Origin of the sequence: Caballeronia eucalypticola, assembly GCF_047608185.1 — a bacterium.
Classification (GTDB): domain Bacteria; phylum Pseudomonadota; class Gammaproteobacteria; order Burkholderiales; family Burkholderiaceae; genus Caballeronia.
In genome coordinates, this window is the sequence record NZ_JBLKRU010000047.1 from 1 (window position 1) to 25998 (window position 25998).

Annotated in this window: 24 protein-coding genes and 2 pseudogenes; 12 read left to right on the forward strand and 14 right to left on the reverse strand. The window is 59.2% G+C overall.

The window, feature by feature from the left end; genetic code table 11:
• Positions 1–626 precede the first annotated feature (626 nt).
• A complete protein-coding gene (locus tag ACMX25_RS33420) occupies positions 627–2246 on the forward strand; it encodes an FAD-dependent oxidoreductase (protein WP_414954175.1) in 1620 nt (539 codons plus the stop codon).
• Between the two features lie 672 nt (positions 2247–2918).
• On the opposite strand, the gene arsN2 is transcribed toward ACMX25_RS33420, so the two are convergent.
• The 9 genes from arsN2 to ACMX25_RS33465 form a co-directional block, all read right to left on the reverse strand.
• Positions 2919–3386, reverse strand: coding sequence for an arsenic resistance N-acetyltransferase ArsN2 (gene arsN2, locus ACMX25_RS33425; RefSeq protein ID WP_414954176.1), 468 nt, complete (start codon positions 3384–3386; stop codon positions 2919–2921).
• Between the two features lie 22 nt (positions 3387–3408).
• The gene (locus ACMX25_RS33430; RefSeq protein WP_414954177.1) at positions 3409–4653 is read right to left on the reverse strand and encodes an MFS transporter; all 1245 of its coding nucleotides are present in this window, start codon (positions 4651–4653) and stop codon (positions 3409–3411) included.
• 15 nt (positions 4654–4668) lie between these two features.
• A complete protein-coding gene (gene arsC, locus ACMX25_RS33435) occupies positions 4669–5094 on the reverse strand; it encodes an arsenate reductase (glutaredoxin) (protein ID WP_414954178.1) in 426 nt (141 codons plus the stop codon).
• Positions 5091–6176: an ACR3 family arsenite efflux transporter gene (gene arsB / locus ACMX25_RS33440; protein ID WP_414954179.1), complete on the reverse strand. Its 1086-nt coding sequence runs from the start codon at positions 6174–6176 to the stop codon at positions 5091–5093. The genes arsC and arsB overlap by 4 nt, the downstream gene beginning before the upstream one ends.
• Positions 6163–6684, reverse strand: coding sequence for an arsenate reductase ArsC (locus tag ACMX25_RS33445; protein WP_414954180.1), 522 nt, complete (start codon positions 6682–6684; stop codon positions 6163–6165). The genes arsB and ACMX25_RS33445 overlap by 14 nt, the downstream gene beginning before the upstream one ends.
• A complete protein-coding gene (locus tag ACMX25_RS33450; RefSeq protein WP_414954181.1) occupies positions 6681–7148 on the reverse strand; it encodes an ArsI/CadI family heavy metal resistance metalloenzyme in 468 nt (155 codons plus the stop codon). The genes ACMX25_RS33445 and ACMX25_RS33450 overlap by 4 nt, the downstream gene beginning before the upstream one ends.
• The gene (locus tag ACMX25_RS33455; protein WP_414954182.1) at positions 7145–7477 is read right to left on the reverse strand and encodes an ArsR/SmtB family transcription factor; all 333 of its coding nucleotides are present in this window, start codon (positions 7475–7477) and stop codon (positions 7145–7147) included. The genes ACMX25_RS33450 and ACMX25_RS33455 overlap by 4 nt, the downstream gene beginning before the upstream one ends.
• Positions 7478–7742: 265 nt before the next feature.
• Complete coding sequence (locus ACMX25_RS33460) at positions 7743–9176, reverse strand: HdeD family acid-resistance protein (RefSeq protein ID WP_414954183.1); 1434 nt, start codon at positions 9174–9176, stop codon at positions 7743–7745.
• A 123-nt stretch (positions 9177–9299) separates the two neighbouring features.
• Complete coding sequence (locus tag ACMX25_RS33465) at positions 9300–10253, reverse strand: SphA family protein (RefSeq protein WP_414954184.1); 954 nt, start codon at positions 10251–10253, stop codon at positions 9300–9302.
• Positions 10254–10846: 593 nt separating this feature from the next.
• Between ACMX25_RS33465 and ACMX25_RS33470 the strand changes: the two genes are divergently transcribed.
• Positions 10847–11074: a DUF3563 family protein gene (locus ACMX25_RS33470; RefSeq protein WP_414954185.1), complete on the forward strand. Its 228-nt coding sequence runs from the start codon at positions 10847–10849 to the stop codon at positions 11072–11074.
• Positions 11075–11228: 154 nt separating this feature from the next.
• Positions 11229–12057: pseudogene (locus tag ACMX25_RS33475) on the forward strand (alpha/beta fold hydrolase).
• A gap of 63 nt (positions 12058–12120) precedes the next feature.
• Here ACMX25_RS33475 and ACMX25_RS33480 read toward each other — a convergent pair.
• Positions 12121–12573, reverse strand: coding sequence for a ferritin-like domain-containing protein (locus tag ACMX25_RS33480; protein WP_414954186.1), 453 nt, complete (start codon positions 12571–12573; stop codon positions 12121–12123).
• Positions 12574–12830: 257 nt separating this feature from the next.
• Complete coding sequence (locus ACMX25_RS33485) at positions 12831–13259, reverse strand: MarR family winged helix-turn-helix transcriptional regulator (RefSeq protein ID WP_414954187.1); 429 nt, start codon at positions 13257–13259, stop codon at positions 12831–12833.
• Between the two features lie 200 nt (positions 13260–13459).
• Between ACMX25_RS33485 and ACMX25_RS33490 the strand changes: the two genes are divergently transcribed.
• On the forward strand, positions 13460–13786 hold the full coding sequence (locus ACMX25_RS33490) for a hypothetical protein (RefSeq protein WP_414954188.1): 327 nt from the start codon (positions 13460–13462) through the stop codon (positions 13784–13786).
• A gap of 57 nt (positions 13787–13843) precedes the next feature.
• Here ACMX25_RS33490 and ACMX25_RS33495 read toward each other — a convergent pair whose 3' ends face one another.
• Both ACMX25_RS33495 and ACMX25_RS33500 read right to left on the reverse strand, forming a co-directional pair.
• On the reverse strand, positions 13844–14737 hold the full coding sequence (locus ACMX25_RS33495) for an alpha/beta fold hydrolase (RefSeq protein WP_414954189.1): 894 nt from the start codon (positions 14735–14737) through the stop codon (positions 13844–13846).
• 87 nt (positions 14738–14824) lie between these two features.
• On the reverse strand, positions 14825–15667 hold the full coding sequence (locus ACMX25_RS33500; protein ID WP_414954190.1) for an EamA family transporter: 843 nt from the start codon (positions 15665–15667) through the stop codon (positions 14825–14827).
• 267 nt (positions 15668–15934) lie between these two features.
• Between ACMX25_RS33500 and ACMX25_RS33505 the strand changes: the two genes are divergently transcribed.
• From ACMX25_RS33505 to ACMX25_RS33515, 3 genes are all read left to right on the forward strand, one after another.
• Entirely contained in the window at positions 15935–17392 is a 1458-nt protein-coding gene (locus tag ACMX25_RS33505) for an NCS1 family nucleobase:cation symporter-1 (RefSeq protein WP_414954191.1), read from the forward strand.
• A 79-nt stretch (positions 17393–17471) separates the two neighbouring features.
• Positions 17472–17894, forward strand: a complete 423-nt coding sequence (locus ACMX25_RS33510) for an ACT domain-containing protein (RefSeq protein ID WP_414954192.1) — start codon at positions 17472–17474, stop codon at positions 17892–17894.
• 120 nt (positions 17895–18014) lie between these two features.
• Positions 18015–18317, forward strand: a complete 303-nt coding sequence (locus ACMX25_RS33515; RefSeq protein WP_414954193.1) for a DUF4148 domain-containing protein — start codon at positions 18015–18017, stop codon at positions 18315–18317.
• A gap of 3 nt (positions 18318–18320) precedes the next feature.
• Here ACMX25_RS33515 and ACMX25_RS33520 read toward each other — a convergent pair.
• Positions 18321–19176, reverse strand: a pseudogene (locus ACMX25_RS33520) (SulP family inorganic anion transporter); the annotation flags it as partial.
• A gap of 178 nt (positions 19177–19354) precedes the next feature.
• Between ACMX25_RS33520 and ACMX25_RS33525 the strand changes: the two are divergent.
• From ACMX25_RS33525 to ACMX25_RS33545, 5 genes are all read left to right on the forward strand, one after another.
• Positions 19355–20320 carry an ABC transporter substrate-binding protein gene (locus tag ACMX25_RS33525; protein WP_414954194.1) on the forward strand — a complete coding sequence of 322 codons (966 nt, stop codon included), beginning with the start codon at positions 19355–19357 and terminating at the stop codon, positions 20318–20320.
• 89 nt (positions 20321–20409) lie between these two features.
• Positions 20410–21924 carry a sugar ABC transporter ATP-binding protein gene (locus ACMX25_RS33530; RefSeq protein WP_414954195.1) on the forward strand — a complete coding sequence of 505 codons (1515 nt, stop codon included), beginning with the start codon at positions 20410–20412 and terminating at the stop codon, positions 21922–21924.
• The gene (locus tag ACMX25_RS33535; RefSeq protein WP_414954196.1) at positions 21921–22958 is read left to right on the forward strand and encodes an ABC transporter permease; all 1038 of its coding nucleotides are present in this window, start codon (positions 21921–21923) and stop codon (positions 22956–22958) included. Before ACMX25_RS33530 ends, ACMX25_RS33535 begins: the two co-directional genes overlap by 4 nt.
• Positions 22955–24049, forward strand: coding sequence for a galactofuranose ABC transporter, permease protein YjfF (yjfF, locus tag ACMX25_RS33540; RefSeq protein WP_414954197.1), 1095 nt, complete (start codon positions 22955–22957; stop codon positions 24047–24049). The genes ACMX25_RS33535 and yjfF overlap by 4 nt, the downstream gene beginning before the upstream one ends.
• Before the next feature lie 176 nt (positions 24050–24225).
• Positions 24226–25968, forward strand: a complete 1743-nt coding sequence (locus ACMX25_RS33545; protein ID WP_414954198.1) for an IlvD/Edd family dehydratase — start codon at positions 24226–24228, stop codon at positions 25966–25968.
• Positions 25969–25998 lie beyond the last annotated feature (30 nt).

The window sequence follows — 25998 nt, forward strand, 5'->3', positions numbered from 1 at the left end:
TTCGTCGATCACGCTCACCACGCTGTTGTTCGAATGCAGGTCAATGCCGCTATAGTTCATGATTGCCTCCTTCCGGTTAAAGCGGTTTGGCAAACTCACTTTAACCCCGTCGCCCTGTGAACGGTGGTCGAAATCCGCCACTAAACGGCGGCGTGTGTTTTCCGGGAACGAATTTGAGCAACGCTTGAGCAAAATGTCTCGTAGCGGGGTCAAGGGCAAGCGCAGCTTGGCGCAGCGAATCCTTGACGCCGCGAAGGGACAGAAAACTTGTATTGGGTGCGACCGAGGTCGCACCCATAAAAGCGCATTCTCGCCGCCGTTTAATGGCGGTTTTGCACCGCCGCTAACACGCCCGTCAGGGCGGCGGCAGGAGGTCCGCTAGATGATTTTCAATTTACGGAGAACGTATCGACGCGGCCACCCTTTTCATTGGCGGGTATAGGAGAGTTATGCAGAGACGACGCGTCCTGAAGGGGATTGCCACACTGCCATTTCTCACAGCCGCTTCGACCTTCGCCGACGCGCTTCCTGCTGCGGATAGAGCGGGTCGCGTTCGGCCCAGCGATCCCACTTGGCCGAACGAGAGGGACTGGGACGAGTTGTGCCGGGAGGTTGGCGGAAATTTGTTGCAACCAAAGACGGTTTGGAAGGCCTGTGCAGAAGCGTCCGGCGCTCAAGATTGCCTCGATAGCCTCAAGGAAGCGCAAAATCCGATCGCGCTCGGCGACGATCCCGGCGGCACTCAAGTCTCGGGCTGGCTTGACGCATGGACGCCCAGCGCGAGCACGTACGCGGTGGCGGCCCGTTCTAACGCAGATGTGGTTGCGGGCGTCAATTTCGTCCGCCAACACAATTTGCGCATGGTGGTGAAAGGCGGCGGCCACAGTTATCTTGGTGGTTCAAACTCGCCAGATTCTCTTCTGATCTGGACCCGCGCGATGAACCGCATCGATCTACACGATGCTTTCGTTCCACGTGACTGCTCTACGCCGCCTACTCCGGCTGTGACCGTGGAAGCAGGCTGCATGTGGATCGACGTGTACGCTGCCGTTACCACTCAGGCCGGACGGTACGTTCAGGGCGGCGGCTGCACCAGCGTTGGCGTTGCGGGCCTCGTCTTAGGCGGCGGATTCGGGTCTTTCTCGAAGCGCTTCGGATTGGCGGCTACAAGCCTTCTTCAAGCCGAGGTCGTCACGGCTGACGGCGTTATCCGCACGGTCAACGCAGCGCGAGAGCCCGATCTCTTTTGGGCGCTGAAAGGCGGAGGGGGTGGCAGTTTTGGAGTGGTGACCCGGATCACATTACAGACCCATGATTTGCCCGAGAATTTTGGCTGGGCTGAGTTCAGGGTTAAAGCGTCATCACGCGAGGCTTACCGTCGGCTTGTCGAACTGTTGGTTAATCACTTTGCCGAAAATCTTTTCAACCCCCATTGGGGCGAGCAGCTAATCTTTCACGACGCCGAAATCCACGTGGCAATGGTGTGTCAGGGCCTCAACGACGCTCAAGCAAAAACAGCCTGGTCACCTTTCATCGATGCGGTGCGCGCCTTACCGGTGGATTTCACCTTAACGGAGAAACCTCGCGTTGGTGCCGGCCCGGCGCGCCGTTGGTGGGACATTGAGGCCAACCCGGGACTTGTGCGAGACCCACGGGCTGAAGCCGTGCATAACCGTGGTTGGTGGCGAGGCGATGGGGATCAGGCTTCGCTCTTTGTTCACGGCTACGAGTCGCAATGGTTGCCGGCGGCCCTTCTAGAATCGGGCCAACGCGGTCGGCTCGTTGACGCCCTCGTTGCGGCTGCTCAGTTGCAGCCCGTGGAGCTGCATGTCAACAAAGGAATTGCGGGTGCACCACCGGGAGTGAACGAGCAGGCTCGTCACTGCGCCATGAATCCGAAAGTAGCGGACGCCTTTGCCCTAGCGATAATTTGTACGGGTGGGGCGCCCCCGTTTCCGGGACTTCCAATCGCTCGGCCTGACTTGGCCGAGGCGCGCCGCGACGCCAAGAGTGTTGCCAAAGCCGCTGCCGTGCTCAAAGCGTTGTCGCCGCAAAGCGGCTCTTATATTTCGGAAAGCGATTTCTTCCGTAGCGATTGGCGCGAAGCGTTCTGGGGGGCCAACTATGCTCGGCTGAAGGCGATTAAGGATCGTTACGATCCGGGCGGTTTCTTGTTCGTCCACCATGGAGTAGGCAGCGAGGACTGGAGTCCCGACGGCTTCACTCCGGTACGGTCGCAATCATGACGTTAGTGAGTAGATGCGGCTGTACATTGGACAGCGCTTGATGATGCAAGGCAGTTGATGCGTTGAACAAGACGAGCCGCGTCGTGGTCCGCAGCGGACCGGCGCCAACGGTGCGCCTCAACAGCTGTCAGGCGAAAACCGGCGAACTGGAGACATTCGACGCGATGCCTTGAATCGGTGACAATATTGAGCGACAAGTGTGACGCCTTTGCCGTGCTGTAATTGCCGCGACGGAAGGAAGCTTACTGGGGGAAAGATGGCATCCTTATTTGATAAAAAGCTTTCATTAGCGATGAGCATGCTTGCAGCAAAAGGCTTGTTAAGCGACGGCGCTATGCCGATCGGTTGGAAATCCGATGGTTAGGCCTTAAAGTGCCGCCACTGTATTTTTTGGGGTTCAAAACGACGTGGATCGCTTATACCCTTCTATTCTCGTTCGGCTTCTCGGTATTTGAATACTCGCGGCTGCGCTGCCCCCCCAAGTGGCGATGCCCTCATGGCAACTGATAGCAGGCGGAGCACTGGTGTTCGGCTTGTGTTCGGCCTGCCATGTGGCAAGACCTAAATCCATCCGCATAACCAAGACGCGGGTAATTGGACATCGGCGATCTTGTTCGCGGGCGCAAATCGGCCAACAAGAGTCGGTGACGAACTGGCGTCGAGCGTCGGAAATCAGTTCGATACCGGCCGCTCGGCGACGGGTACGGAAGATGTGGTGCGCAGCCGCTTTCGCATGCAGGACGCCGTCGACGGACACAGCGCCACGAATTGTCTGCATAACTGCACTTCGGCCGGGACGTCTTCGCGGCTCACCCGCTCGTAACCGGCCCGCTCGAAAAATCGCTCCGCCGTCGTTGTCAGTAGCCAAACATCCTGTCGCCCGCAGGAGCGTGCGTTGTCTTCGAGGCGTGCCACCAGTGCACGTGCGGTTCCTATTCCGCGCGCGTCCGGTGCTACAGCAAGTGATCTCAACAGCACGCTAGCGCCGAGCTGTTCAAGTCCGCCAACGCCGATAACTGATGCGCTCGCACCTTCCGCAACTAGAAATCCTTTGATGAGCGTTTTCGAAATATCTTCTACAGGCAAGTCATTCGCGCGTAAAAGGCTTTGGATCTCGCACAGATCTGCCTCATCGGCCATTCGTATCTGCATAGCAGCATGCTCACTCGAAATTGACTTGGCGGCCGCCGAGCTTTTTATCGGAGGCGAGACGTGTCGCCAGGATGAACGCAACCGCTGAAGCCAGCGACACCAGCAACACGGTCCAAACGACCGGGAGATAGTTTCCACCGACCGTCCAGATCGCAGCGGCAGAAATCGGCGCAATGCCCTTGGCAATATTCGAGGGCATCGAGAGCAGTCCGCTCACGGCCCCATAGCCGTCTGTCCACATCAGATCCTGCACGATCGTCCCGCGCAGGATCGTCATCATGCCGTTGGCGCCGCCGTAGACGATCGCAAACAGGATAAGCAACGCCGGCGACGTCCCGGCGCACATCAGAACGATGACCGAAGCCGGGAAGGCGGTTGTAATCACGATACCCACGATCGACGGCCGTAGGTTGCGGCCTATCGTAAACCACAGCACGCGCGCCAGAACCTGTGCCGGGCCGATAACAGCCATCGTCGTCAGGATCAGTGCCGGCGATACGTGCCGCTCCGCCATCAGTGGTACGAGATGGAACGTGAGCGCGGCGAATGTCGCGTAGTAGGCTGTGAAGCACACCGCGAGCGCCCAAAATGTTGGCGTGCGAAGTGCGCGCTGTGTAGCCGTCGCATTGACAGCTTTCTGCGTCGCCCTGTAATTTAATTCGTCATCGCGGGGTGCATCTCGGCCGATGGCGAAAATGTGCAGCGGCAAGCAGATCGCCAGATTGAACGCGGCCAGCACGAGCAATGCGCCCCGCCAACCGCACCATTCGATGAGACCTTGGGTTAGCGGGATGAAAACCGTACTGGCAAAACCGGCTACCAAAGTGATCAGCGTGATCCTGGTGCGAAAGCTCTCAGGGAAATCGCGTGTGACCACCGCGAAGACCGGATCGTAGAGCGTGGCAGCCATCGCAACGCCGAGACCGGCCCAGACGACGAACAGTATCGCGAGGCTATGAGCCTGCGACCATAGCGCCAACATCGCTGCAGCGAGGATAGACCCGCAGACCATGACGCGCCGGCCGTGACCGTGATCGATCCAAGTTCCGATGGGATAGGCCGCGAGTCCCGAGATCAGCAGACCGATCGAGAGCGCTGCGTTTGTGGCGGTCCGGCTCCAGCCCAGCGCACTTTCCATCGGCACGACAAACAGGGAGAACGCGTAATAGATCGAACCCCATGACACGAGTTGCGCGGCTGCGAGCGCCCATGTCGCGATAGCGCCGCGAGCGCCGTCACTTCGTTTTGCTGTCATCGGAACGATCCTGTGTCATTCGCGGACCCTGCGTCCTTCGCTATCGATGACCTTTTCGCCGTCCTCTTTGGCAAAAGCACCTTTTTGCGCTGCGGGCAGGATGTCGAGAACGACTTCAGAGGGCCTGCACAGGCGTACGCCAAGCGGTGTGACGATAAGCGGGCGATTGATGAGGATCGGATGCTCCCGCATCGCGTCGAGCAATTGCTCATCGCCTAGTGATGGATCGCCTAGACCTAGATCGGCGTAAGGCGTCCCCTTTTCACGCAACACGGCGCGCACCGTCAGGCCAGCGCGTGCGATGAGATTTTTGAGAACGTCCCGGCTCGGCGGAGTTTTCAGATATTCGATGATGACTGGCTCGATGCCGCCATTGCGGATCATAGCCAGCGTGTTGCGCGACGTGCCGCAATCCGGATTGTGAAAGATCGCGACGCTCATACCCGTTGTCCTTTGATGCTGTGTTTTGCTTCATACCAATGCTGCGATCGATTGACGACACCGACAACCAGCAGCATCACCGGCACCTCGATCAGCACGCCGACCACGGTGGCCAGCGCCGCACCGGAGTGAAAGCCGAACAAGCTGATTGCCGTGGCCACCGCCAGCTCGAAGAAATTGCTCGCGCCAATCAGACTGGACGGTCCCGCGACGCAATGCGCGACACGGAGGCGCCGATTCAACAAGTAGGCGAGGCCGGAATTGAAAAACACCTGAATGAGGATCGGCACTGCGAGCATCGCAATAACGAGTGGCTCCTTGATGATCGCCTGCCCTTGGAAGGCGAAGAGCAGCACCAACGTCGTGAGCAGCGCGCAGATCGAATAGGGGCCGAGGTGTGCAACGGTCTTCCGAAAATGCGCCTCACCCTTCGTCATCAGCATCCGGCGCAGCAGTTGAGCAAGGATGACCGGGATGATGATGTAGAGACCGACCGAAATAATCAGCGTATCCCACGGCACCGTAATGGCCGACAAACCGAGCAACAAAGCGACGAGCGGCGCGAAAGCCACGATCATGATGGAGTCGTTCAGCGCTACCTGCGATAACGTGAAATACGGATCGCCCTTGCAAAGTTGCGACCAGACGAACACCATTGCTGTGCAAGGGGCTGCGGCCAGCAGGATCAAACCGGCGATGTAGCTGTCGAGCTGATCGGCGGGAAGCCACGGCGCGAACACATGACGGATGAAGATCCAGCCGAGCAACGCCATCGAGAACGGTTTGACGAGCCAGTTCACAAATAGCGTGACGCCAATACCAAGCCAATGACTCTTGACCTGAGTCATCGCGGCAAAGTCAATCTTGACAAGCATCGGGATGATCATCACCCAGATGAGAACACCGACCGGAAGATTAACCTGTGCCACCTCCATGCGGCCGATTGCCTGAAAGAGCTGGGGAAGCACCTGCCCGAGCAGGATGCCGCCCACGATGCAAAGGGCGACCCAGACTGTCAGGTAGCGCTCGAAAAATCCGATCGCCGGCCGTGCGCCGACGACCGCCGTATCAGTGCTGCTCATTTGATTCCTCTGCAGGTCTTTCACCGATGGCGCGCATTTCGCGCTGAATCGCGTTGCTATCAAGCACATGGAGGGGTAGGTTCACGAACTGGCTCACCCGGCTCATGATTTGTCGATATACCTTGGTGAACACCTTGCGCTTGTCTTCATCGCTGCCCTCGAACGCGGCTGGATCTTCAAAGCCCCAATGCGCCGTCATCGGTTTGCCCGGCCAAATCGGGCAGACTTCGCCCGCCGCTTGATCGCAGACCGTGATCACAAAATCCATGTGGGGAGCATCAGGCGTTGCGAACTCATCCCAACTCTTGCTGCGCAGCTCCGAAGTGTCGTAGCCAAGCGCTTCACATCGTTCAATGGCAAACGGATTGACCGCACCAGAGGGCTGGCTACCAGCGCTGTGCGCCCGGAACTTCCCTTTGCCCAAGACGTTGAACAGTGCCTCGGCCATGATGCTGCGCGAGCTATTGCCAGTGCAGAGAATCAGAATCGAGTAAGGTTTATCGCTCACGAGCGGCTCCGGATGGTCACGATGGATTCAGAAGGCGAGCAGCATGCGGCCGTTGATTGGGCTTGTGCTTGTGTTCGATCGCGAGACTCACCGTAGACCGGTGCGGCTTCGAGGGTTCTGAACGTCTCCCAAGCGACGCCCTGCGGGTCGACCGTCCACGCCTTGTCCGACTTGGCGAAACAGCAGGTTGTCTCCGTCTGTTCCTGTACCGGTAGCTTCGCCGCAGTGAAGCGTGCATTCATCTCTTCCAACTCCGCGTCGGTTTCAACCTGGATGCCGATGTGATCGACGCCCGGTTTCGCGCCGCGCTGCGAAACCGCGAAATTGACGGCCGGATCGGTCAGTTCCCATTTGCAGTAATCGCTCGTGAGAACCGTGGGTTGCTTGTTGCCGAACATGGCGCTGTAGAACCGAATGCTGTCGTTGAGGTCTTCGACCGCGACATGGATGTGCATGCGCTTCATGGTGTATCTCCGCAGCAGTTGGGAAGATCGCTCGCGGCACAGGTCGCGCCCGCGCAGCAGTTCTCCGTCAGGAAGCCGACCAGGCCCGTCATCGCGTCAAAATTAGCGGTGTAGATGATGAAGCGGCTTTCTTGACGAGGCTTCACCAGGTCTGCATGTGACAGATCCTTGAGGTGAAATGACAGGCTTGAAGGGGATAGGCCGAGTTGCTTCGCGATTTCACCAGCAGCCATGCCGTCCGGCCCGGCGACGACCAGCATGCGGAAAATCGCGAGACGCGATTCATGGGCGAGCGCGCTCAGGGCGCGTACAACGAGATTGGAGTCCATGGACGGAACGATAGAGCATTCAATTCGACATTTCAAGTATTGTCGAAATTATGTCGTTGCGTGGGCCTGTGCAGAGCGATGAGACGGGAGATCAGATTATTTGAGCGACTGTAGTCACGCGAATACCGGCCGCTCGGTCGGACTGAGCGTACGTCACTTTCGGGGTCGAGAGCGGACGGCACGGCCGGCCCGAGCGCAGATCAACGCCGGTCGATCGCAATACCAACGCCATCGGCCCCACGCACCACCACCCAAAACCATTCCATCAAGCTTCCGTACGAGCACCACCCTGCCCCGGCGTCTCACCCATATCCGACACATTCGCCTGCTCAGCCTCCTCGGCCTGCCATCGCCGACGCGAGCGAACCATCGTCTTGAGCGCGAGCCGCGCCATCTTGACCCAGCCGAGCGGCCTCGGATCGGCGAGCATACTCAGCGCGCGAGCGTAGTCGAGGGTCAGGCCGGGTGTCCATGCCATCGTTGCCGCGCGTTTTCGCACTTGCGCGGCGACCCACAATTCAGGCGTCGACATCACCCGCATCAGCGGTTTCCAGCCGCCCGACTTCGCCCACACCCTCGCCGACGCACCTTCAATCGCCGCTTCAAGCGCACGCGCCACGGTGCTCGAACAATTGCGATACGTCAGGTTATAAGTCGTGTCCTGCCGATATGCCTCCCAAAACCGTTGCAAGCGTTGCGGATCATAGTTGCGGATACGCACCTTCACCGTCGACTCGCACCACGCTTTCGCTTCGGTCCGATAGTCGGGCTGGAACACCCCCGGAATGTCGTTCTCCCGCGTCGCGCGAAGGATGCGTGCGAATTCCTCAGGTGAACGATCGATATCCGTGCCCGGATACAAGCTGATATAGATGCCCTCGGGCGACTCCAGTGCCGCGTGCCCAGTGGATATCGCGCCGTTCCGGTCGACGGCCGCAATATATCGATTCACGATCACACGTGGCTGCGCCTCGGCCTTGGCAGTCGCAGCGGGTGTCCAGATGTGAATGGTGAGCGCGCGTTCGTCATCCGATGGCGGACCGTCCCATTCCGTAATACTAGAACCGCTCGAACCGCTCGAACTGACCCCGCCCGTTTCAGTCTCAGCGGCAGGCATCGGCACGGAATCCGCCACCGCGGGATTGTGCTCCATCCGGCGCACGCGCATGGCGAGCAGGATCATGTTCCAGCCGCTGAACAACAGGCCGAGCGACACGCAGTAAGGGATCGTTCCCGCGTACTGCACGGGATAGGGCAAGTAGAAGATGAACGCCACCACCATCTCGAACACGCCGCCCGCAATGGCAAGACGCCAGCGCCGGAATCGCACTATTCTCGCGGAAATGATCTGCAGAATTCCGTCGGCGAAGAAGAGCGTGCCGAAGATCATCGCGAGGATAAAGTTGGCGTGCAGCGTGCCGATCAGGATCAATGCGGCCGCCAGCGTGAACGCCGCGCCTTTCACGTAGCGCAACTTGCGCTGGCCGCCCATGCCGGTCCACGCGACGGCCAGCGTCGAGAGCCCTTCCAGCAGCAGCAGGAAAGCGAAGGGCTTGAGTGGAAAGTAAAGCGACCCGTCCATCATGTCGATGAACACTTCAACGCCCAGCGCGACACTGAGCCATCCCGCCGCCATCAGCGCCTTCCAGCGCGTGCGCAGATAGTCGACGCCGAGAAGGATCATGACCAGTCGAACCATGAAGGACCTCCAAGGGCTGTAGCACCGAGCGGCGGAAAGTCACAACATAGTAACGCGGGTCCAGGCGCGGCGTTGCACGACGGCAAGCGTCAAGAAGATGATTTTGCGGAAAATGGGAAGGCTTTAGAAGCCGATGGTCGCGGTTGCCATCACGGTCGCCGTGCTCGAAAGCCGGTTCTTGCTGGTCACCGTGGGAACCCACCGCAATGTCAGGCTAAGCGGGTTTTTGCCGTGGATCTTGGTGTCGTACGTCACGATCGGGCCGACGGACCAGTCGAAGCCCCGAAAGCCGTTTAGCTTGTCTGCAGTCGGGCCGCTATCGTTGCCGATCTGCTGGACGGTGGCAACGACCAAACCCGCACCCAAGCCATTCGCAAAGCGCTTCAGGGCCAACATGTCCAGCGTGAACAACGGTGCGTTCTGATAGTCGGTCGCGGAATTGCGGGTGTAAAACTGAACGCCGGCGGTAACGTCGAATTCCATGCCAATTGAAGGTACCAGCTTCGTGTAGGACACCGTGGGAATAAACGTCCAGTTGTTCAGGCTGACGTTCGCGATGCTGCCCGGATCGTACTTTCCAGTAGGCGCCCAGATGTTGACGCTAAAGGAAATATGATCGGTCTTCGAAAAATGGTAACCGACGATCAGCGGTGCAAAGGTCAGGTCGAACAGGCCGGATGCGTCCTGCTTGACATTGCCTGCGCGGTTGCCGATTCCAAGTGCCGCGTTCGCGCTTGTCCACGCATACGGGAGCGTGAAGCTCGACGCGAAGTTCCACGGTCCGGTACCGGTATCCCACACCTTCAGCAAGGTTGCCAGCGTAAAAGAGACTTGACCCTCGAGGCCGAATGTCGTCTTTCCGCCAATAGGTACGGAACGCCCTGAACTGATCGAGCCATCGAAATAAATCTCAGCCAGATTCGCAAACCATCCTGGTTCTGGCGGCACGATCCCCGCGTCGGGCGTTATGCCCGTGCCGGAGATAGGGCGGCCTAATGCACCTTCAGTGCCGTGCGCGGCGAATGGCAATCCCAGCGACAACACAAAAGTGGAAGCGGTAACGATTCGCTTGAGCATGCCGGGCACCATGAACGGGTTACGGAGTTCAACACCCCCGGGAGGCAGCGCGCGCTTAAGGACGACGCCTTCCCTTCGCGGGCGCGAACTCCATCGTCTCTACAGGAGTAGCTTTGTCACTTCACGTGATGAAACCAGTGCCTCGACCACTAATCATTCTTTATGTACATCACAAATACACGTTTCTCCAATCAGCACCAATAACGCCAACAGGGCACTAATTCAAGACTTATTTTTCACCGCTGCTTTACTAAATAAGCTTGAATGCAGGCGCTCAAAAATTACCGGGACGCGGTCATTCGTGACCGTATATATCGGCGGAACCGTCCGATGACGGCGTTGGCAAACACCCTCCTTTTCCTAAAGAGACAGCGCTCGATAGCGCGCGGCACGTACAGAACACGTGTTTGTCGCGGTCCAGCTTCCACTCGAATAATCGTTGCCCGCGTAACAACACTTCGCTCCATCAACGGCCTCCGATAAATAGCTGAAACGCCCGCCCGATAACGCTTTCTGCAATATGGCATGGACTCTGCTCTACCGGGCGTCCAGCCGTAGCACGACCGCTTGTCCATCAAACCTGGATGTCCCGCATGGATGCACGCCTGGAACTCGCGTGGCGCGCCCCATCGTGCCGATACGTTATTGACCAGATCTCCGATCCGGAGGACGTTGTGTTGATTTTGCTTATTTATCTGTGGCCACTCTTAAGAAAAGCGCTTGACCGTGCTGAACACAGTCGTCGTGACGCGTACCTCGCGTCAGCGGCCGACATGGGCGAACTCGAACGCCGCATGCATTCGATGGAAATCGATCGCTGAGGTAACAAACCAACGCACCGTCCATCGATCAGTTCGGACTCCGGGGCAAGTTTACTGGCGTCCCGATCATAGCCAACTGCCCGCGCCGCGCCGATAGTGAAAACTTAACCCGGTCCGGCATTTGACCACTTACCTGCTGAATTCCGTGAACAACATGAATCAGCTAAATAACCCTATTGATTCGCAATCCTTTACATCTGCAACGTCAGTGATCGCATTGCATTGCTCCGGCGCAGGAGCGGCGCAATGGCGCAAGCTCGGCGAGACGCTGGGTTCGCGCCACGCGTTCGTCGCGCCCGAGCACTACGGCTGTGATAGCACCGGCCCGTGGAGCGGAGAGCGCGCGTTCACGCTTGCCGACGAGGCCGCGAAGACGATAGGCATTATTGACGCCTCGCGCGGCAAGGTGCATCTCGTCGGGCACTCGTATGGCGGTGGCGTGGCGGTGGCGTGGCGTGGCGCGCGGCCGTCGAACGGCCGGAGCGGATCGCAAGCCTGACACTTTACGAGCCCTCGGCGTTTCATCTCTTGAAGACGATGGGCACGCACGGCGCGCACGCGCTCGCGGAGATCATCGATATCTCGAAGCGCACCGCCGACGGCGTGAGCTGCGGCGACTATCGAGGCGCGGCAGCTTCGTTCGTCGATTACTGGGGCGGACGGGGCGCATGGGAAGCGCTGCGGCCCTCGGTGCAGGCTGCGCTCACGCGCTGGGCGCCGAAAGCGCCGCTGGACTTGCGCGCGCTGCTCGACGAACGCATGCCTGCAAGCGCCTACACGGGCCTGCGTGTCCCGGCGCTGATCATGCGCGGCCAGCACGCGCCCGTCCCGACGCGCGCGATTGCTGAGCGGTTGCCGATGCTACTGCCAACGGCACGCCTTACGATCGTTGAGGTGCGGGACACATGGGACCGCTCACGCACGCTGATAACGTGAATGCAATCATCGTGCGGCATATCGCCGAAGCGGATGCGGCGGCCTGAAGCGATCCACAGGACAACGACGATCGACTCGCAATGGCAAGCTCCTCACCAATACAGCCATGGTCAATGAGACGTCGTCATTTCTCCTGGACGACGTAACATCTTGTCGACTTCGCCCGCGTGCATCTCTTCAACCTGGATCATCTGACGGGCGAACTCCTCGAGTGCAACGGAGCGGTCCTCGACCCGCGCGAGCAGTTCGCGATAAAGGTCCAACGCGAGCTTCTCCGCTTGCAGCGACTCGCGGAGGATCGAAGAGATATCGAATGTGTGCGAGTCAAGGAGTTGACCGATCTCAAGCGACGGATACGCGCCCAGCGTGGTGATCCATTCTCCGACCTGCTGTGCATGCAACAGCGATTCATCAGCCTGCTCGCGCAGCCAGGCTCTGATCGGAATGCGTCCGAAACCGAAAACAAGAAACGAATAGTGCGTGTATCGAACGACGCCAGCCAACTCGGATTCAAGAATCCGGTTAAGCACCGCGACAACCTCTTCCTTGTCTATCTCTGCCATTTGGTAGCTCCTTTTATGTCACTACGCCAGACGCGGTCCACGGGGGATGCAGCTTAATCATCTCGCAAAAGGCGCAGGCATTAAAGGCCGAAAAATGGGGCGGGAGCGGGGTTCGCCGCTTACTCTTCTTACTGCACGATGCAATCCAAGTACCGGGCTTCGCAGCGCCACTTTGTGCCGCCGGCGCGTTCTGGCTGATCGACATCGGCACTGTTACCGCGGTTTAATGCCCAAGAAATACCGGCGGCTGAATTCTTTTATTTCTCGGCCAGTCTCTTGATGATCCCGGCAGCTTTGAACAACGTGTCGCGCTCGTCTGCATCGAGTTCCCCGATCACCTTCGACAACCACATCTGCTTCGCCTCGCGATTCTTTTTCCGCAACCGGACACCCTTCGCGGTCAGTTCGATCAGCATCTGCCGTCCGTCAGTCGCATGCGGCGTGCGCTTCACAATGCCCATTTCCTCAAGCGAGGCGATGGTCGTGCCCATCGACTGTGGCTTCATGCCTTCGGCGCGAGCGAGTGCCGCGGTGGTGGCGGGACCGTCATTATCCAGCCGCGACATGACAACGGACTCCGCCATCGAGAGATCGGCCGCATGGGGCGCGTTGCGGGAACGCCTGACGAGCAGCCCTACGGCTTGCATCAAATCGATGATGTTTTGTTCGAAAGTCTTAGTCGACATGTTTTGAAAAATGCGGTCAGTTGAATGTGTCGTAAGGATGAATGTCATCAGCCAAACTTGCAAGTTAATGTTGGAAGCTAATCTTGCAAGTCTAACTTGCAAGATTAGCTGATTAGTGCGATTCTTCACCCCATTGACCGCCCGCGTCGCAACCTAAAGCGGTCTCAACAAACATTGTTAGACGATTGGAGAACCATCAAATGCAGTGGCATCAGTACCTTTCCTACTTCCTGGGCGGAGCTTTTTTCTCCAACGCAATTCCACACTTAGTAAGCGGAATGATGGGCCGGTCTTTCCAGACTCCATTTGCAACACCACCGGGAAAAGGACTGTCATCGTCGACCGTTAATGTGTTGTGGGGAGCGTTCAACGTCGCAGTGGGCTACCTTCTGATCCACCGCGTTGGAAATTTCGACATACGCGCCGCTGCGGACGCCGGCACAGCGGGTCTCGGTGCGTTGTTGATGGCAATCTTTGCCGCCCGGACGTTCGGGCGCTTTCATGGCGGCTTGCCTGCCGCTCAATAAGCGAATCGAAGCGAGTCGAGTTAAGCGCTGCGCATGCCTGACCTCATGCGTAAAGTATCAACTTGCCCAGTCGTCGATATCAAGCACCGCTTGGGCGAACGCCGCTGGCGCCTCTTGCGGAAGGTTGTGACCCGCATTCGGCACGACACGGTTCTCATGGCGTCCAGTGAAACGCTTTGAGTTTGCGTTCCTCGCCGACAGTGGCGAGACGCCGTCGGCGTCTCCTTCAAGGGTGATCGTCGGCACGATGATTGACGGCGTGGAGGCCAGGCGGCGCTCCATATCGTCGAACTGGGGATCGCCATCGACCAGTCCGAAACGGTGTCGATACGAATGGATGACGACATCGACGAAATCAGGATTGTCGAACGCGGCGGCCGAGCGCGTGTAGGTGTCATCGTCGAAGCGCCAGGTCGGCGACCATAGCGACCATAAGAGGCGGCAGAACGCGCGCCGGTCTTCAGTCAGTCCGGACCGGCCGCGCTCGCTATGAAAATAATACTGGTACCAGAGTCTATGTTCTTTCTCCGGGCTGGCCGGCCGCATGGCGTTGGCTATGTCCTGGATGTTGTACCCGTTGACCGAAACCAGTCCCCGCGCCCGCGACGGATACAGCGCCGCCACAACGCACGCGGCCCGGCCACCCCAGTCATATCCGCCCAGCACGGCCTGCTCAATCCGAAGCGCATCGAGCAGCGCAAAAAGGTCTGCTCCAAGTGCCGCCTGCTGGCCCGAACGCAATGTTTCCGACGCAAGGAAACGCGTTGGTCCATAGCCGCGAAGATACGGCGTGATAACACGCGCGCCTTGGGACGCGAGGCGTGGTGTTACTTCGTCATACGTATGAATATCGTAAGGGAAACCATGTAGCAGGACGACCGGCCATCCGTTGGATTCGCCTTGTTCTTCATAGGCGATGTCAAGCAACCCGGCTGCAATGTTCTTAAGCATGAAGTCATCCTTCGCGTGAGATCGATCAGTCAATCGGGTGTCTGCTTAGATTACGCAAAAATCACACACTGCGCGTTTCAAGCGATATCAAACGCCCAGACAAACCGCGCCCGCCGCCACAATCACGCACGCAATCCAGCGCTTTCCACTGACTTGTTCACGCAGGAACATCCGTCCGATCAACACGGCGAACACCACGCTGGTTTCGCGCAACGCCGACACCGCGCCCATTGCGCCCGACTGCATCGCCCAGATCACAATGCCGTATGCCGCGATCGATACCAGTCCGCCAGCAAGCGACGAGCCAAGTGTCATGGGCGCTTTCCGCACCGGTTTCCAAATCGCCCCGGGACCGCGCATGGCGACGAACAACACCGGCATCAGCCAATAGAACAGGAACATCCACGCGGTGTAGGCGAGCGCCTGCCCGCCAGACGACCGCACGCCGATGCCATCGATCACCGTATAAAGCGCGATCGTCACGCCCGTCGTCACGGCGGCCAGCACGCCCGCGCGCGACACATGACTCCCCTCCAGCGCGAGCGCGAGAATGCCGCCCGAGATCATGACGATGCCGAACGCGTGCAACGGGCCGATCGACTCATGCGCGAAAAGCGCGGCGCCGAGTGTGACGAGCAACGGCGACGAACCGCGTGCGATCGGATAAGCCTGCGCCAGATCGTTGCGTCGATACGAACGCACGAGGCTCACGTTATAGACAATGTGCACAAGCCCCGATGCGACGATATACGGCCACGCCGCCTTGGCCGGCCACGGCGCGAACACGACGACGAGCGAGGAAACTCCCGCGATGGCGATACTCATCCACGTCATGGACAGGAAGCGGTCGCGGTTGCCGTGCAGCAGCGCGTTCCAGCTCGCGTGGAGCACGGCGGCAAGGAGTACGAAACCACCGGTATAACTAAGCATTCAGGTTTGGGCGCGGCAAAAGAACAAGGATATCTATCTTGGCGTCCGCTAACAAACCAGATAATTTGACCTTTCGAGTTAAATAATCTAAACCGATTACCCGTGTTATTTGCCGGCGAAATCCCGATCAGGGGTAAACCCATTCGAAACTGTGCGGCAAAGTATCTACAGTTCTTGCATACCAGCTAGCTTCGTGCGCGGGGGCGTTTCTGCGTAGGGGCGTCTGGCGGTGTTTCCGCAGTTCCACGAACTGAAAGGAGATGACAAATGGAAATCCGCGACCCGTCCCCTGGCCTTTACAACGAAGATCTCGCACCTGCCCGCGAGCGCAACTGGGGTGCCTTCAGCATCTTCAACGTCTGGACGTCGGACGTTCACAGTCTCTGGGGTTACTACCTCGCCGCCAGCCTCTTCCTCCTGTGCGGCAGCTTTATCAACTTCGTGCTCGCGATCGGGATCGGCTCGCTGGTGATCTTCGCGTTGATGAATCTGATCGGCTTCGCCGGCGAGAAGACCGGTGTGCCCTACCCCGTGCTGGCGCGCGCTTCCTTCGGCGTATGGGGAGCCAACCTGGCGGCGCTGGTGCGCGCCGTGGTGGCCTGCTTCTGGTATGGCGCGCAGACGGCAGCGGCGGCGAGTGCGATGGTCGCGCTGCTCATCCGCAGCGACAGCATGATGGCGTTCCACAAAGGCACTCAATTCCTGGGCCACTCGGGGCTGGAGGTGATTTGCTACGTGGTGATCTGGGCGCTGCAGTTGCTCATCATCCAGAAGGGCATGGAGACGGTGCGCAAATTCCAGGACTGGGCGGGCCCGGCGGTATGGATCGCCATGCTGCTCCTGGCTATCGGCCTGTGCGTCAAGGCCGGTGGCTTCTCGTTCAGCAGTGGCATTCCAATGGACGTTCTGCTCGATAAAACCAAGGACGCCGGCGTCAGCGGCGAGCCCGGATCGTTCTGGGCGTTGATGGCAGTGGGCGCCACCTGGATCACCTATTTTGCGGCGCTGTACCTGAACTTCTGCGACTTCTCGCGTTACGCGAAAAACCGCAGCGCAGTGAAAAAGGGCAACCTGTGGGGCCTGCCAGTCAACCTGATCGCGTTCTCGCTGGTTGCCGGCGTGACCACCATTGCGGCCTTCAAGGTGTACGGCGAAGTGCTGCTGCATCCCGAACAGATCTCGGCCAAGTTCGACAGCTGGGTGCTGGCGCTCATCGCGGCGCTAACCTTCGCCGTCGCCACGCTGGGGATTAACGTGGTGGCCAATTTCGTCTCGGCCGCGTTCGACATCTCCAACGTTTTCCCCAAGCAGATCAGCTTCAAGAAAGGCGGGTACATTGCTGCGGCCATCGCGCTGGTGCTCTATCCGTTCGCGCCGTGGGAAGGCAATGCAGCGCACTTCGTCAACGCCATAGGCGCCACGATGGGCCCGCTGCTGGGGATCATCCTGGTGGACTACTACTTGGTGGCCAAGGGCAACGTCAACGTCGCGGCGCTCTACCAGGAACACGGGGAGTATCGATACGAAGGCGGCTGGAACGTCAACGCGCTGGTCTCGGCGGCGGCCGGCAGCGTGTTTTCGACCTTCCTGCCCAACTTCACCAACCTGCTGCCGGTCTGGTGGAATACCTATGGCTGGTTCTTCGGCGTGCTGATCGGCGGCGGCGTTTATTTGATCATGGCAACGCTGCGGCCGCGCGCTGCGATCGCACCGACACGTGCCTGATGATTCGCCGCCGGCCTTGCTTGCGTGCAGTCGGTGAAGTAGATTTTATTGAGCGGGACATCAGGCGGGAGGGATTGCCATGGAACTGAACGTAGAACGTATCGATGTCTGGGCAGCGACTATCGACGACAAAGCGGGTGGACTCGCGCAAGTATTAAGCGCTTTACGCGATGCTGCCGTGGACGTGCAGTTTGTCGTCGCCCGACGCACGCCGGAGACTCCGGGCAAGGGCGTTGTGTTTATCGCGCCGCTGCAGGGCGAGAGAGAAATCCGCGCCGCGACACAGGCAGGGTTCAGCATCACATCGAGTCTTCACTCCGTCCGCGTAATGGGTCTGGACCGGTTGGGAATCATCGCGCAACTGGCCCAGACTCTGGCCGATGAAGGGATCAACCTGCGCGGCGTGTCCGCCGCCGTGCTTGGCACACAGTTCATTGCGTATCTCGCGATCGATTCCCTGGACGACGCCGAAAAAACCGTGGACGTTTTGCAGAGGGCTTGACGCTCAAAACCTTCGCGCAACCTCAAACGGCCGCGGAACCCCTCGACGCGACACCCGGTTAACGCCCGGGAATAAACCATGCGTGCTAAGCGTTACTTCTTCATCGGAGGGAAATTCGAAATGAAGAACGCAATCAAAGCCTGGCTAATAATCCCCGCGTTAGCGGTCCTGCTCGCTGCATGCGCCACCGGGGGCATGCAGGCTGGCACGGGGACGCACCTTAGCGCCATGGAATGCCGCGACCTGACTGCCATCAGGAACAAGGCGCCCGTCACCCATGAGCGCAACATGAGCGAATTGGCGGCCCTGGAAAAAGCGGGCTACCACCCGGGATGGTTTTTTGATCCTTACTATCCGGCCGATCTTGAGGCCGCCCAGCATCAGGTCGATATCTGGTACGCGACCGAGTGCCCGCAAACCTAGGCCTCAGACGTTGGCGAGTGAAACGCCGGCGCGTTCAAGAATATGTTGATTACGCGTCGACAGGTTCGCAAATCGTAAACGCCTTCCGGCCTTTTGATAGCGGTCCCTCAGCGTTTCGAAAGCGACAATCGCGGAGTGGTCAGCCACGTGCAAAGACATAGGTCCGCGCATCTTCATCGTTGCTTTTAACCTCGGCGCGGATTTCGCGGGCATGCTGCCAGGCGAAGTTCAATGCGGCGATGACGATGCCGCACAACACGGCAATGGCCAGGTCGGTAAAAACAGTGATGACCGTCACGGCGATGATCACCAGCGCGTCGTTGCGGGGCACTTTACCCAGCACTCGAAGCGATCCCCATGCGAAGGTTTGTTGCGCGACAACGAACATCACGCCGACCAGCGCGGCCAAGGGGATCCGTTCGATGAGCGGCGACAGCAAGAGGATGAAGAGCAGGATCATGATGCCGCTCGCCGCGCCTGACAGGCGGCTGCGTCCTCCGGAACTCAGGTTGATCATGGTTTGACCGATCATCGCGCAACCGCCCATGCCGCCGAACAAACCCGACACGACATTTGAAACGCCGAGTGCGAGACATTCGCGATTAGGCTGGCCACTGGTCTCGGTGATCTCATCGGTGAGATTGAAAGTGAGCAACGTTTCCAGCAAACCCACTATTGCCATGAGCAGCTCGTAGGGAAAGATAATCCGAAAAGTCTCGAAGTCGACCGGTATCCGCGGCAGATGAAAGCTTGGAAAGGCGCCTGCAATATGCGCCATGTCGGCCAAAGTCCGGGTGGGCAGATGCGTGAGATGGCTGAGCATGCCGACGCTCACGATGGCAACCAGTGCCGACGGCACCTTTCATATCAATTCTGGTATCGCAAACACCGAATAACTGATTGGACCGCCATGAACCCCGGCGCTACGCTTCATCCCGGTACGTCCCTAATCAGATGACCGCGCAAAATCATTGGACGCACCGAGTGCATCAAGCGCGGCAGTACCGAACACAAACACAACTAAATCGGAGACAACCATGAAACATGCTCGACGCGCAGCCATTGGTGCGCTGCTTGGTTCTGCCCTATTGCTGGGCGCAAGCCTGACCGCCCACGCCGATGACAAGATCACCCTGGGCTTCTCCCAGGTCGGCGCGGAAAGCGCCTGGCGCACCGCGAATACCGTTTCGGTCAAAAGCGCGGCTAAAGACGCCGGCGTCAATCTGAAATTCTCCGATGCGCAGCAAAAGCAGGAAAACCAGATCAAGGCGATCCGCTCGTATATTGCGCAGAAAGTCGATGTGATCGCGTTCTCTCCCGTCGTGGAATCCGGCTGGGAGCCGGTATTGATCGAAGCGAAAAACGCCAAGATCCCGGTGATTCTCACTGACCGCAATATCGATGTAAAAGACACGTCGCTGTACGTGACCATGATCGGCTCGGACTTCCTCGAAGAAGGCCGTCGTGGAGGCAAATGGCTTGAAGATCACTATAAGAACGATGCAGGTCCGATCAACATTGCCGAATTGCAGGGCACGGTTGGCTCGGCACCGGCCAACGATCGTCGCGCCGGATTGCTCGAAGTGATCAAGAACGATCCGAAGTTCAAGGTCATCGCTTCGCAAAGCGGCGACTTCACGCTCGCCGGCGGCAAGCAGGTCATGGAAGCCTTCATCAAGACCTACGGCAAGCAGATCAACGTGGTCTACGCCCACAACGACGACATGGCGCTCGGTGCAATCCAGGCGATGGAAGAAGCCGGCATCAAGCCCGGCAAGGACGTGACCGTAGTCTCGTTCGACGCCACCAAGGGCGGCTTTGAAGCCATGGTCGCGGGCAAGATCAACGTCGACGTGGAATGCAGTCCGTTGCTTGGGCCGCAACTCATGACGGCCGTGAAGGACGTGAAGGCGGGCAAGACCTTGCCGAAGCGCATCGTGACCGAGGAAACCATTTTCCCGATGAGCGTGGCCGCGCAAGTCCTGCCGCAGCGTAAGTATTAGGCCGCAGCGGTTACGGAGAACATCCGCGAGTCCGGCTGTAACGGCGGACTCGCAGCGCCCGTTTTCAATCCCCTTTTACGGCCTCGTTCATGACCGGCTCGCCTATTCTTGAAACCATTGGCATCTCCAAGTCGTTCCCGGGTGTCAAGGCGTTGCAGAACGTGGATTTCAGCTTGTTTCCCGGCGAAATCCATACGTTGATGGGCCAGAACGGCGCCGGTAAATCGACGCTCATCAACGTACTCACCGGCGTCCACACACACGATGCAGGCGAGATACGGCTCGGTGGCGAAGCCGTCAATTTCGCGACGCCGCTTCACGCGGAAGCCGCTGGAATCAGGACGCTTTATCAGGAAGTGAACCTCTGCCCGAATTTGTCTGTCGCTGAAAACGTATTCGCGGGACGGCAACCGAAGCGGCGTGGTGCTATCGACTGGAAGACCATTCATGCGCGAGCCGAAGCGGCGCTTGCGGACCTGAACGTCTTCCTGGACGTGACCAAATCACTCGATACCTATCCCATCGCCGTGCAGCAGATGGTGGCCATCGCGCGCGCGGTGTCGGTGGATGCGCGCGTTCTGATCCTCGATGAACCCACCTCGAGCCTTGACGATGGTGAAGTCGCCAGACTCTTCGACGTGTTGCGTTCGCTCAAGCAGTCGGGCATGGCGATCCTGTTCGTCACGCACTTTCTAGAGCAGACCTATGCAATATCGGACCGCATCACGGTCATGCGTAATGGCGAGCGCGAAGGCGAATATCTTGCCCGCGATTTACCAGTCGAACTGCTCGTTTCGAAGATGGTGGGCCACGAACGGATGACCGAACGCCTCAAGCGTGCTGCCGACGAACCACCCGCGCCGAAAACTGCCGTGCCGTCATTTTTCGAAATGCGCGGCATCGGCCGGCGTGGCGTGATGAATCCTGTTGATATTGATGTACAGCCCGGTCAGATCCTCGGACTCGCCGGCCTGCTCGGTTCAGGCCGCACCGAAACCGCGCGGTTGCTGTTCGGCGCGGAACGGGCGGATGCGGGCGCGATGTCTATCGACGGCAAGGCGGTAAAGCTTCGTTCTCCTCGCGATGCAGTGCGTCGCGGCATAGGATATTGCCCGGAGGACCGGAAGAAGGAAGGCATTGTCGCGGATCTTTCCATACGCGAGAACATCATTCTGGCGCTGCAAGTGCAACGTGGCTGGTGGCGGGCAATCAGCCGGGCGAAACAGCGCCAGATAGCCGATGACTATATCGAGCGCCTGGGCATCAAGGCGCCCGATGCAGAACAGCCCATTGGACTTTTGTCGGGCGGCAACCAGCAGAAGGTCCTGCTCGCGCGCTGGCTCGCGACAGAACCCAGGATGTTGATCCTCGATGAACCCACGCGCGGCATCGACGTCGCGGCCAAATTCGAAATCATGGATCGCGTGCTGGCACTCTGTGCAAAGGGGCTTGCCATTGTTTTCATCTCGTCGGAAGTGAGCGAGGTCGTGCGCGTGAGTCATCGGATCGCCGTGCTGCGCGACCGGCGCAAAGTGGCGGAGGTCGAGGGGCACGCGGCGTCGGAAGACCAGGTGTACAGACTCATTGCGGGAGGCAGCCGATGAACCGCCTTAAAGCCGCTTTGCAGCATCCTCTCGTCTGGCCGGTCCTCACGCTCGTGCTGCTGATCCTGCTCGACCTGAGCCAGAACGCGCACTTCCTCTCAATCACCGTGCTCGACGGCCACTGGTTTGGTGCGCCTATCGACATCCTGAATCGTGCCGCACCGCTCGTGCTCGTCTCGCTCGGCATGACACTCGTGATTGCAACACGCGGCATTGATATCTCCGTCGGTGCGGTCGTTGCTATTGCCGGTGCGGCAGCCGCCAGCATCCTCGCCGACAATCCTTCGCAGGTCAGCGAAGCGCTCGTTGCCGCGCTCGCAGTGGGCGTGCTCGCCGGCATGTGGAATGGCGTGCTGGTGGCGTTCGTCGGCATGCAGCCGATCATCGCCACGTTGATCCTGATGGTGGCCGGCCGCGGCGTCGCGCAGTTGCTTACGGGCGGCCAGATTATCCCTATCGGCGCACCGGGTTATCTTTTGGTGGGCGGCGGATATCTGGCGCGAATGCCCTGCTCTGTGTGGGTCGCGGCTGGGGCGATAACCGCAACTGCGCTGCTCATGAATCGCACCGCGCTCGGCATGTTCATTCGTGCGATCGGTATTAATCCAGTGGCCACGAAACTGGTCGGACTGCGCTCGAGCGCGATCGTGTTTGGGGTCTATACCTTCTCTGGATTAACGGCGGCTATTGCAGGCATTCTGATCAGCTCCAACGTGCGCAGCGCCGACGGCAACAACGCCGGCTTGTTGCTAGAACTCGACGCCATTCTCGCCGTCACGTTGGGTGGTACATCACTGCTCGGCGGGAAGTTCAGCCTCGCGGGAACCGTGCTCGGCGCGTTGATCATCCAGACGCTGACATACACCACGTACTCAATCGGCGTACCGCCCGAAGCCACGCTGGTCGTGAAGGCAGCGGTCGTGCTGGTCGTCAGCGTGATCCAGTCGGCCACCGCCCGCACGGTCATCATGCGGCAACTAAAACGTGCTCTTCCCTACGCCATGAAAAAGCCCCTTAGCGAGGCTGCAAAATGAGGAACCTTCTCGATCGCCTGGTCGATCCGCGTACGCTGCCGATCGTCGTCACTATTGTGTTGTTCATCGCGCTGTTCGGCTTCGGCTCCGTGATGTACACCGGATTTTTCTCGCTACAAGTACTGCTCGGCCTGCTCGTCGATAACGCCTTCTTGCTGATCGTCGCGATCGGCATGACGTTCGTGATCGTATCGGGCGGCATCGACTTGTCGGTGGGATCGGTCGTCGCGTTGACGACCATCCTCTGCGCTGTATTCGCTGAACATCTGCACTGGCCAATATGGGTCATCGTGCCGCTCGTCCTCATGCTTGGCGCGTTGTATGGCGCCGCGATGGGCGCGCTGATCCACTTCTTCAAGCTGCAGCCGTTCATTGTCACGCTGGCGGGCATGTTCCTCGCGCGCGGCGCGTGCTTCCTGATCACGACGCAGTCGATCACCATCAACGATCCCGCCTTCCACGCGCTGTCGGGCTTTCACATCGATATCCACGGCGCATCGCTCACCGCCGGCGGCCTGATCGCGATTGCCACGCTATTAGGCGCCATCTTTGTCGCGCACTTCACGCGTTTCGGGCGCAACGTTTATGCAGTCGGCGGCAACGAACGGTCCGCATTGCTGATGGGGCTGCCCGTGGCGCGCACGAAAGTTGGCGTGTATGCGTTGAGCGGCTTCTGCTCGGCGCTGGGCGGCGTGGTGTTCACGCTGTATGTGCTTTCGGGTTACGGCTTGCAAGGACAAGGCATGGAACTCGATGCAATCGCCGCCACGGTCATTGGCGGAACCTTGCTCACGGGTGGCGTCGGTTATGTGATCGGATCGGTCTTCGGCGTCGGCATTCTCGGGACCATCCAGACGCTCATCACGTTCGACGGCACGCTGAGCTCGTGGTGGACCCGCATCGTTATCGGCGCCTTGCTGTGCGCGTTCTGCCTGTTGCAGCGCGTGATCGAACGGCATGCGGCACGGCGCAAATCGGATGGGACCGCGTCGGGCGAACGAGCGAGGTCAAAGTTCAAGCGGCGAGATGCGGCACGGCAACACGATGCCGCGAATAAAGCCGACCCCGTCGCGCTCGGATCGCGGAGTTAAACGCGATCCAAGGACAGCAGTAAGAGATGTAAGACAGCACGACTGCTCTGCATGTTCTATAAAACGGATAGTCAGCGCATAAAGCGCAATCACAAAAAAGGTCCTGAACGCAAAGCGCGTTCGGGCAAATGAAGTATTGAATCAGCAAACACATAGCAACGGTTAAGGAAAAATCGATGTCAGACGCAAAACGCCCGCTGCGCTCCGCCCAATGGTTCGGAAGCGCCGACAAGAACGGTTTCATGTACCGAAGCTGGATGAAAAACCAGGGCATCCCCGATCACGAATTCCAGGGCAAGCCGATCATCGGCATTTGTAATACGTGGTCCGAACTCACGCCCTGCAATGCGCATTTCAGGAAGATTGCCGAACATGTGAAGCGCGGCGTGTTCGAAGCGGGCGGATTCCCGGTCGAATTTCCCGTGTTCTCCAATGGCGAATCGAACCTGCGCCCGACCGCAATGTTCACGCGCAATCTCGCCAGCATGGACGTAGAGGAATCGATCCGCGGCAATCCCGTCGATGCCGTCGTGCTGCTCGTTGGCTGCGATAAAACCACGCCCGCCTTGTTGATGGGCGCAGCAAGTTGCGACGTGCCCGCCATCGCGGTGAGCGGTGGCCCGATGCTTAACGGCAAGCATCATGGCCGCGATATCGGCTCGGGCACGGTGGTCTGGCAGCTTAGCGAACAGGTGAAGGCCGGCAAGATCACGCTGCACGAATTCATGTCGGCGGAAGCGGGCATGTCGCGCTCGGCGGGTACGTGCAACACCATGGGCACGGCATCCACGATGGCCTGCATGGCTGAAGCGCTCGGCGTGACGCTGCCGCACAACGCCGCCATTCCGGCCGTGGATTCGCGGCGCTACGTGCTCGCGCATATGTCGGGCATGCGTATCGTGGAGATGGCGCTGGAAGACCTGAAGCTCTCGAAACTCCTGACGAAAGAGGCCTTTGAAAACGCCATTCGCGTGAACGCGGCCATTGGCGGATCGACGAATGCCGCAATTCATTTGAAGGCGATCGCGGGACGCATCGGCGTGAATCTTGAACTCGATGACTGGACGCGCATTGGTCGCGGCACGCCGACGCTCGTTGATCTGCAACCATCGGGGCGCTTCCTGATGGAGGAGTTTTATTACGCGGGCGGTTTGCCCGGCGTGATCCGGCGCCTGGGCGAAGCAGGTTTGCTGCCCCACCCTGACGCGCTGACGGCTAACGGCCATTCGTTATGGGAGAACTCAAAAGAGGCGCCTATTTACGACGAAGAAGTCATCCGTCCACTCGACAAACCTCTCGTCGCCGATGGCGGCCTGTGCATCGTGCGCGGCAATCTCGCGCCCAACGGCGCGGTCGTCAAACCGTCGGCAGCGACGGCGTCATTGCTCAAGCATCGCGGGCGCGCAGTCGTGTTTGAAAACTTTGATGACTACAAAGCCCGCATCGGCGACCCCGAACTCGACGTCGCCGCGGACTCGGTTCTCGTGTTGAAGAACTGCGGACCGAAGGGTTATCCGGGCATGGCGGAAGTCGGCAACATGGGCTTGCCGCCCAAGCTGCTGGCGCAAGGCGTGACCGACATGGTGCGAATTTCCGATGCCCGAATGAGCGGCACGGCGTATGGCACTGTGGTGCTGCATGTGGCGCCCGAAGCGCGTGCGGGCGGGCCGCTTGCGGTCGTGCAGGAAGGCGACTGGATCGAGCTGGACTGCCTTGCGGGAAAGCTGCAGCTTGATGTCAGCGATGCGGAACTCACCACGCGTCTCGCTAATTGGGCCGAAGTGCAAACCGTTGCGCCGGCGGACACAAGCGGGTATAGAAAGCTGTACGTGGATCACGTCCTGCAAGCGGACCAGGGATGCGACTTCGATTTTCTCGTAGGATGTCGGGGCGCCGATGTGCCGAGGCATTCGCATTGATCCGGCGCGTTGCATGCACGACGATTGCGT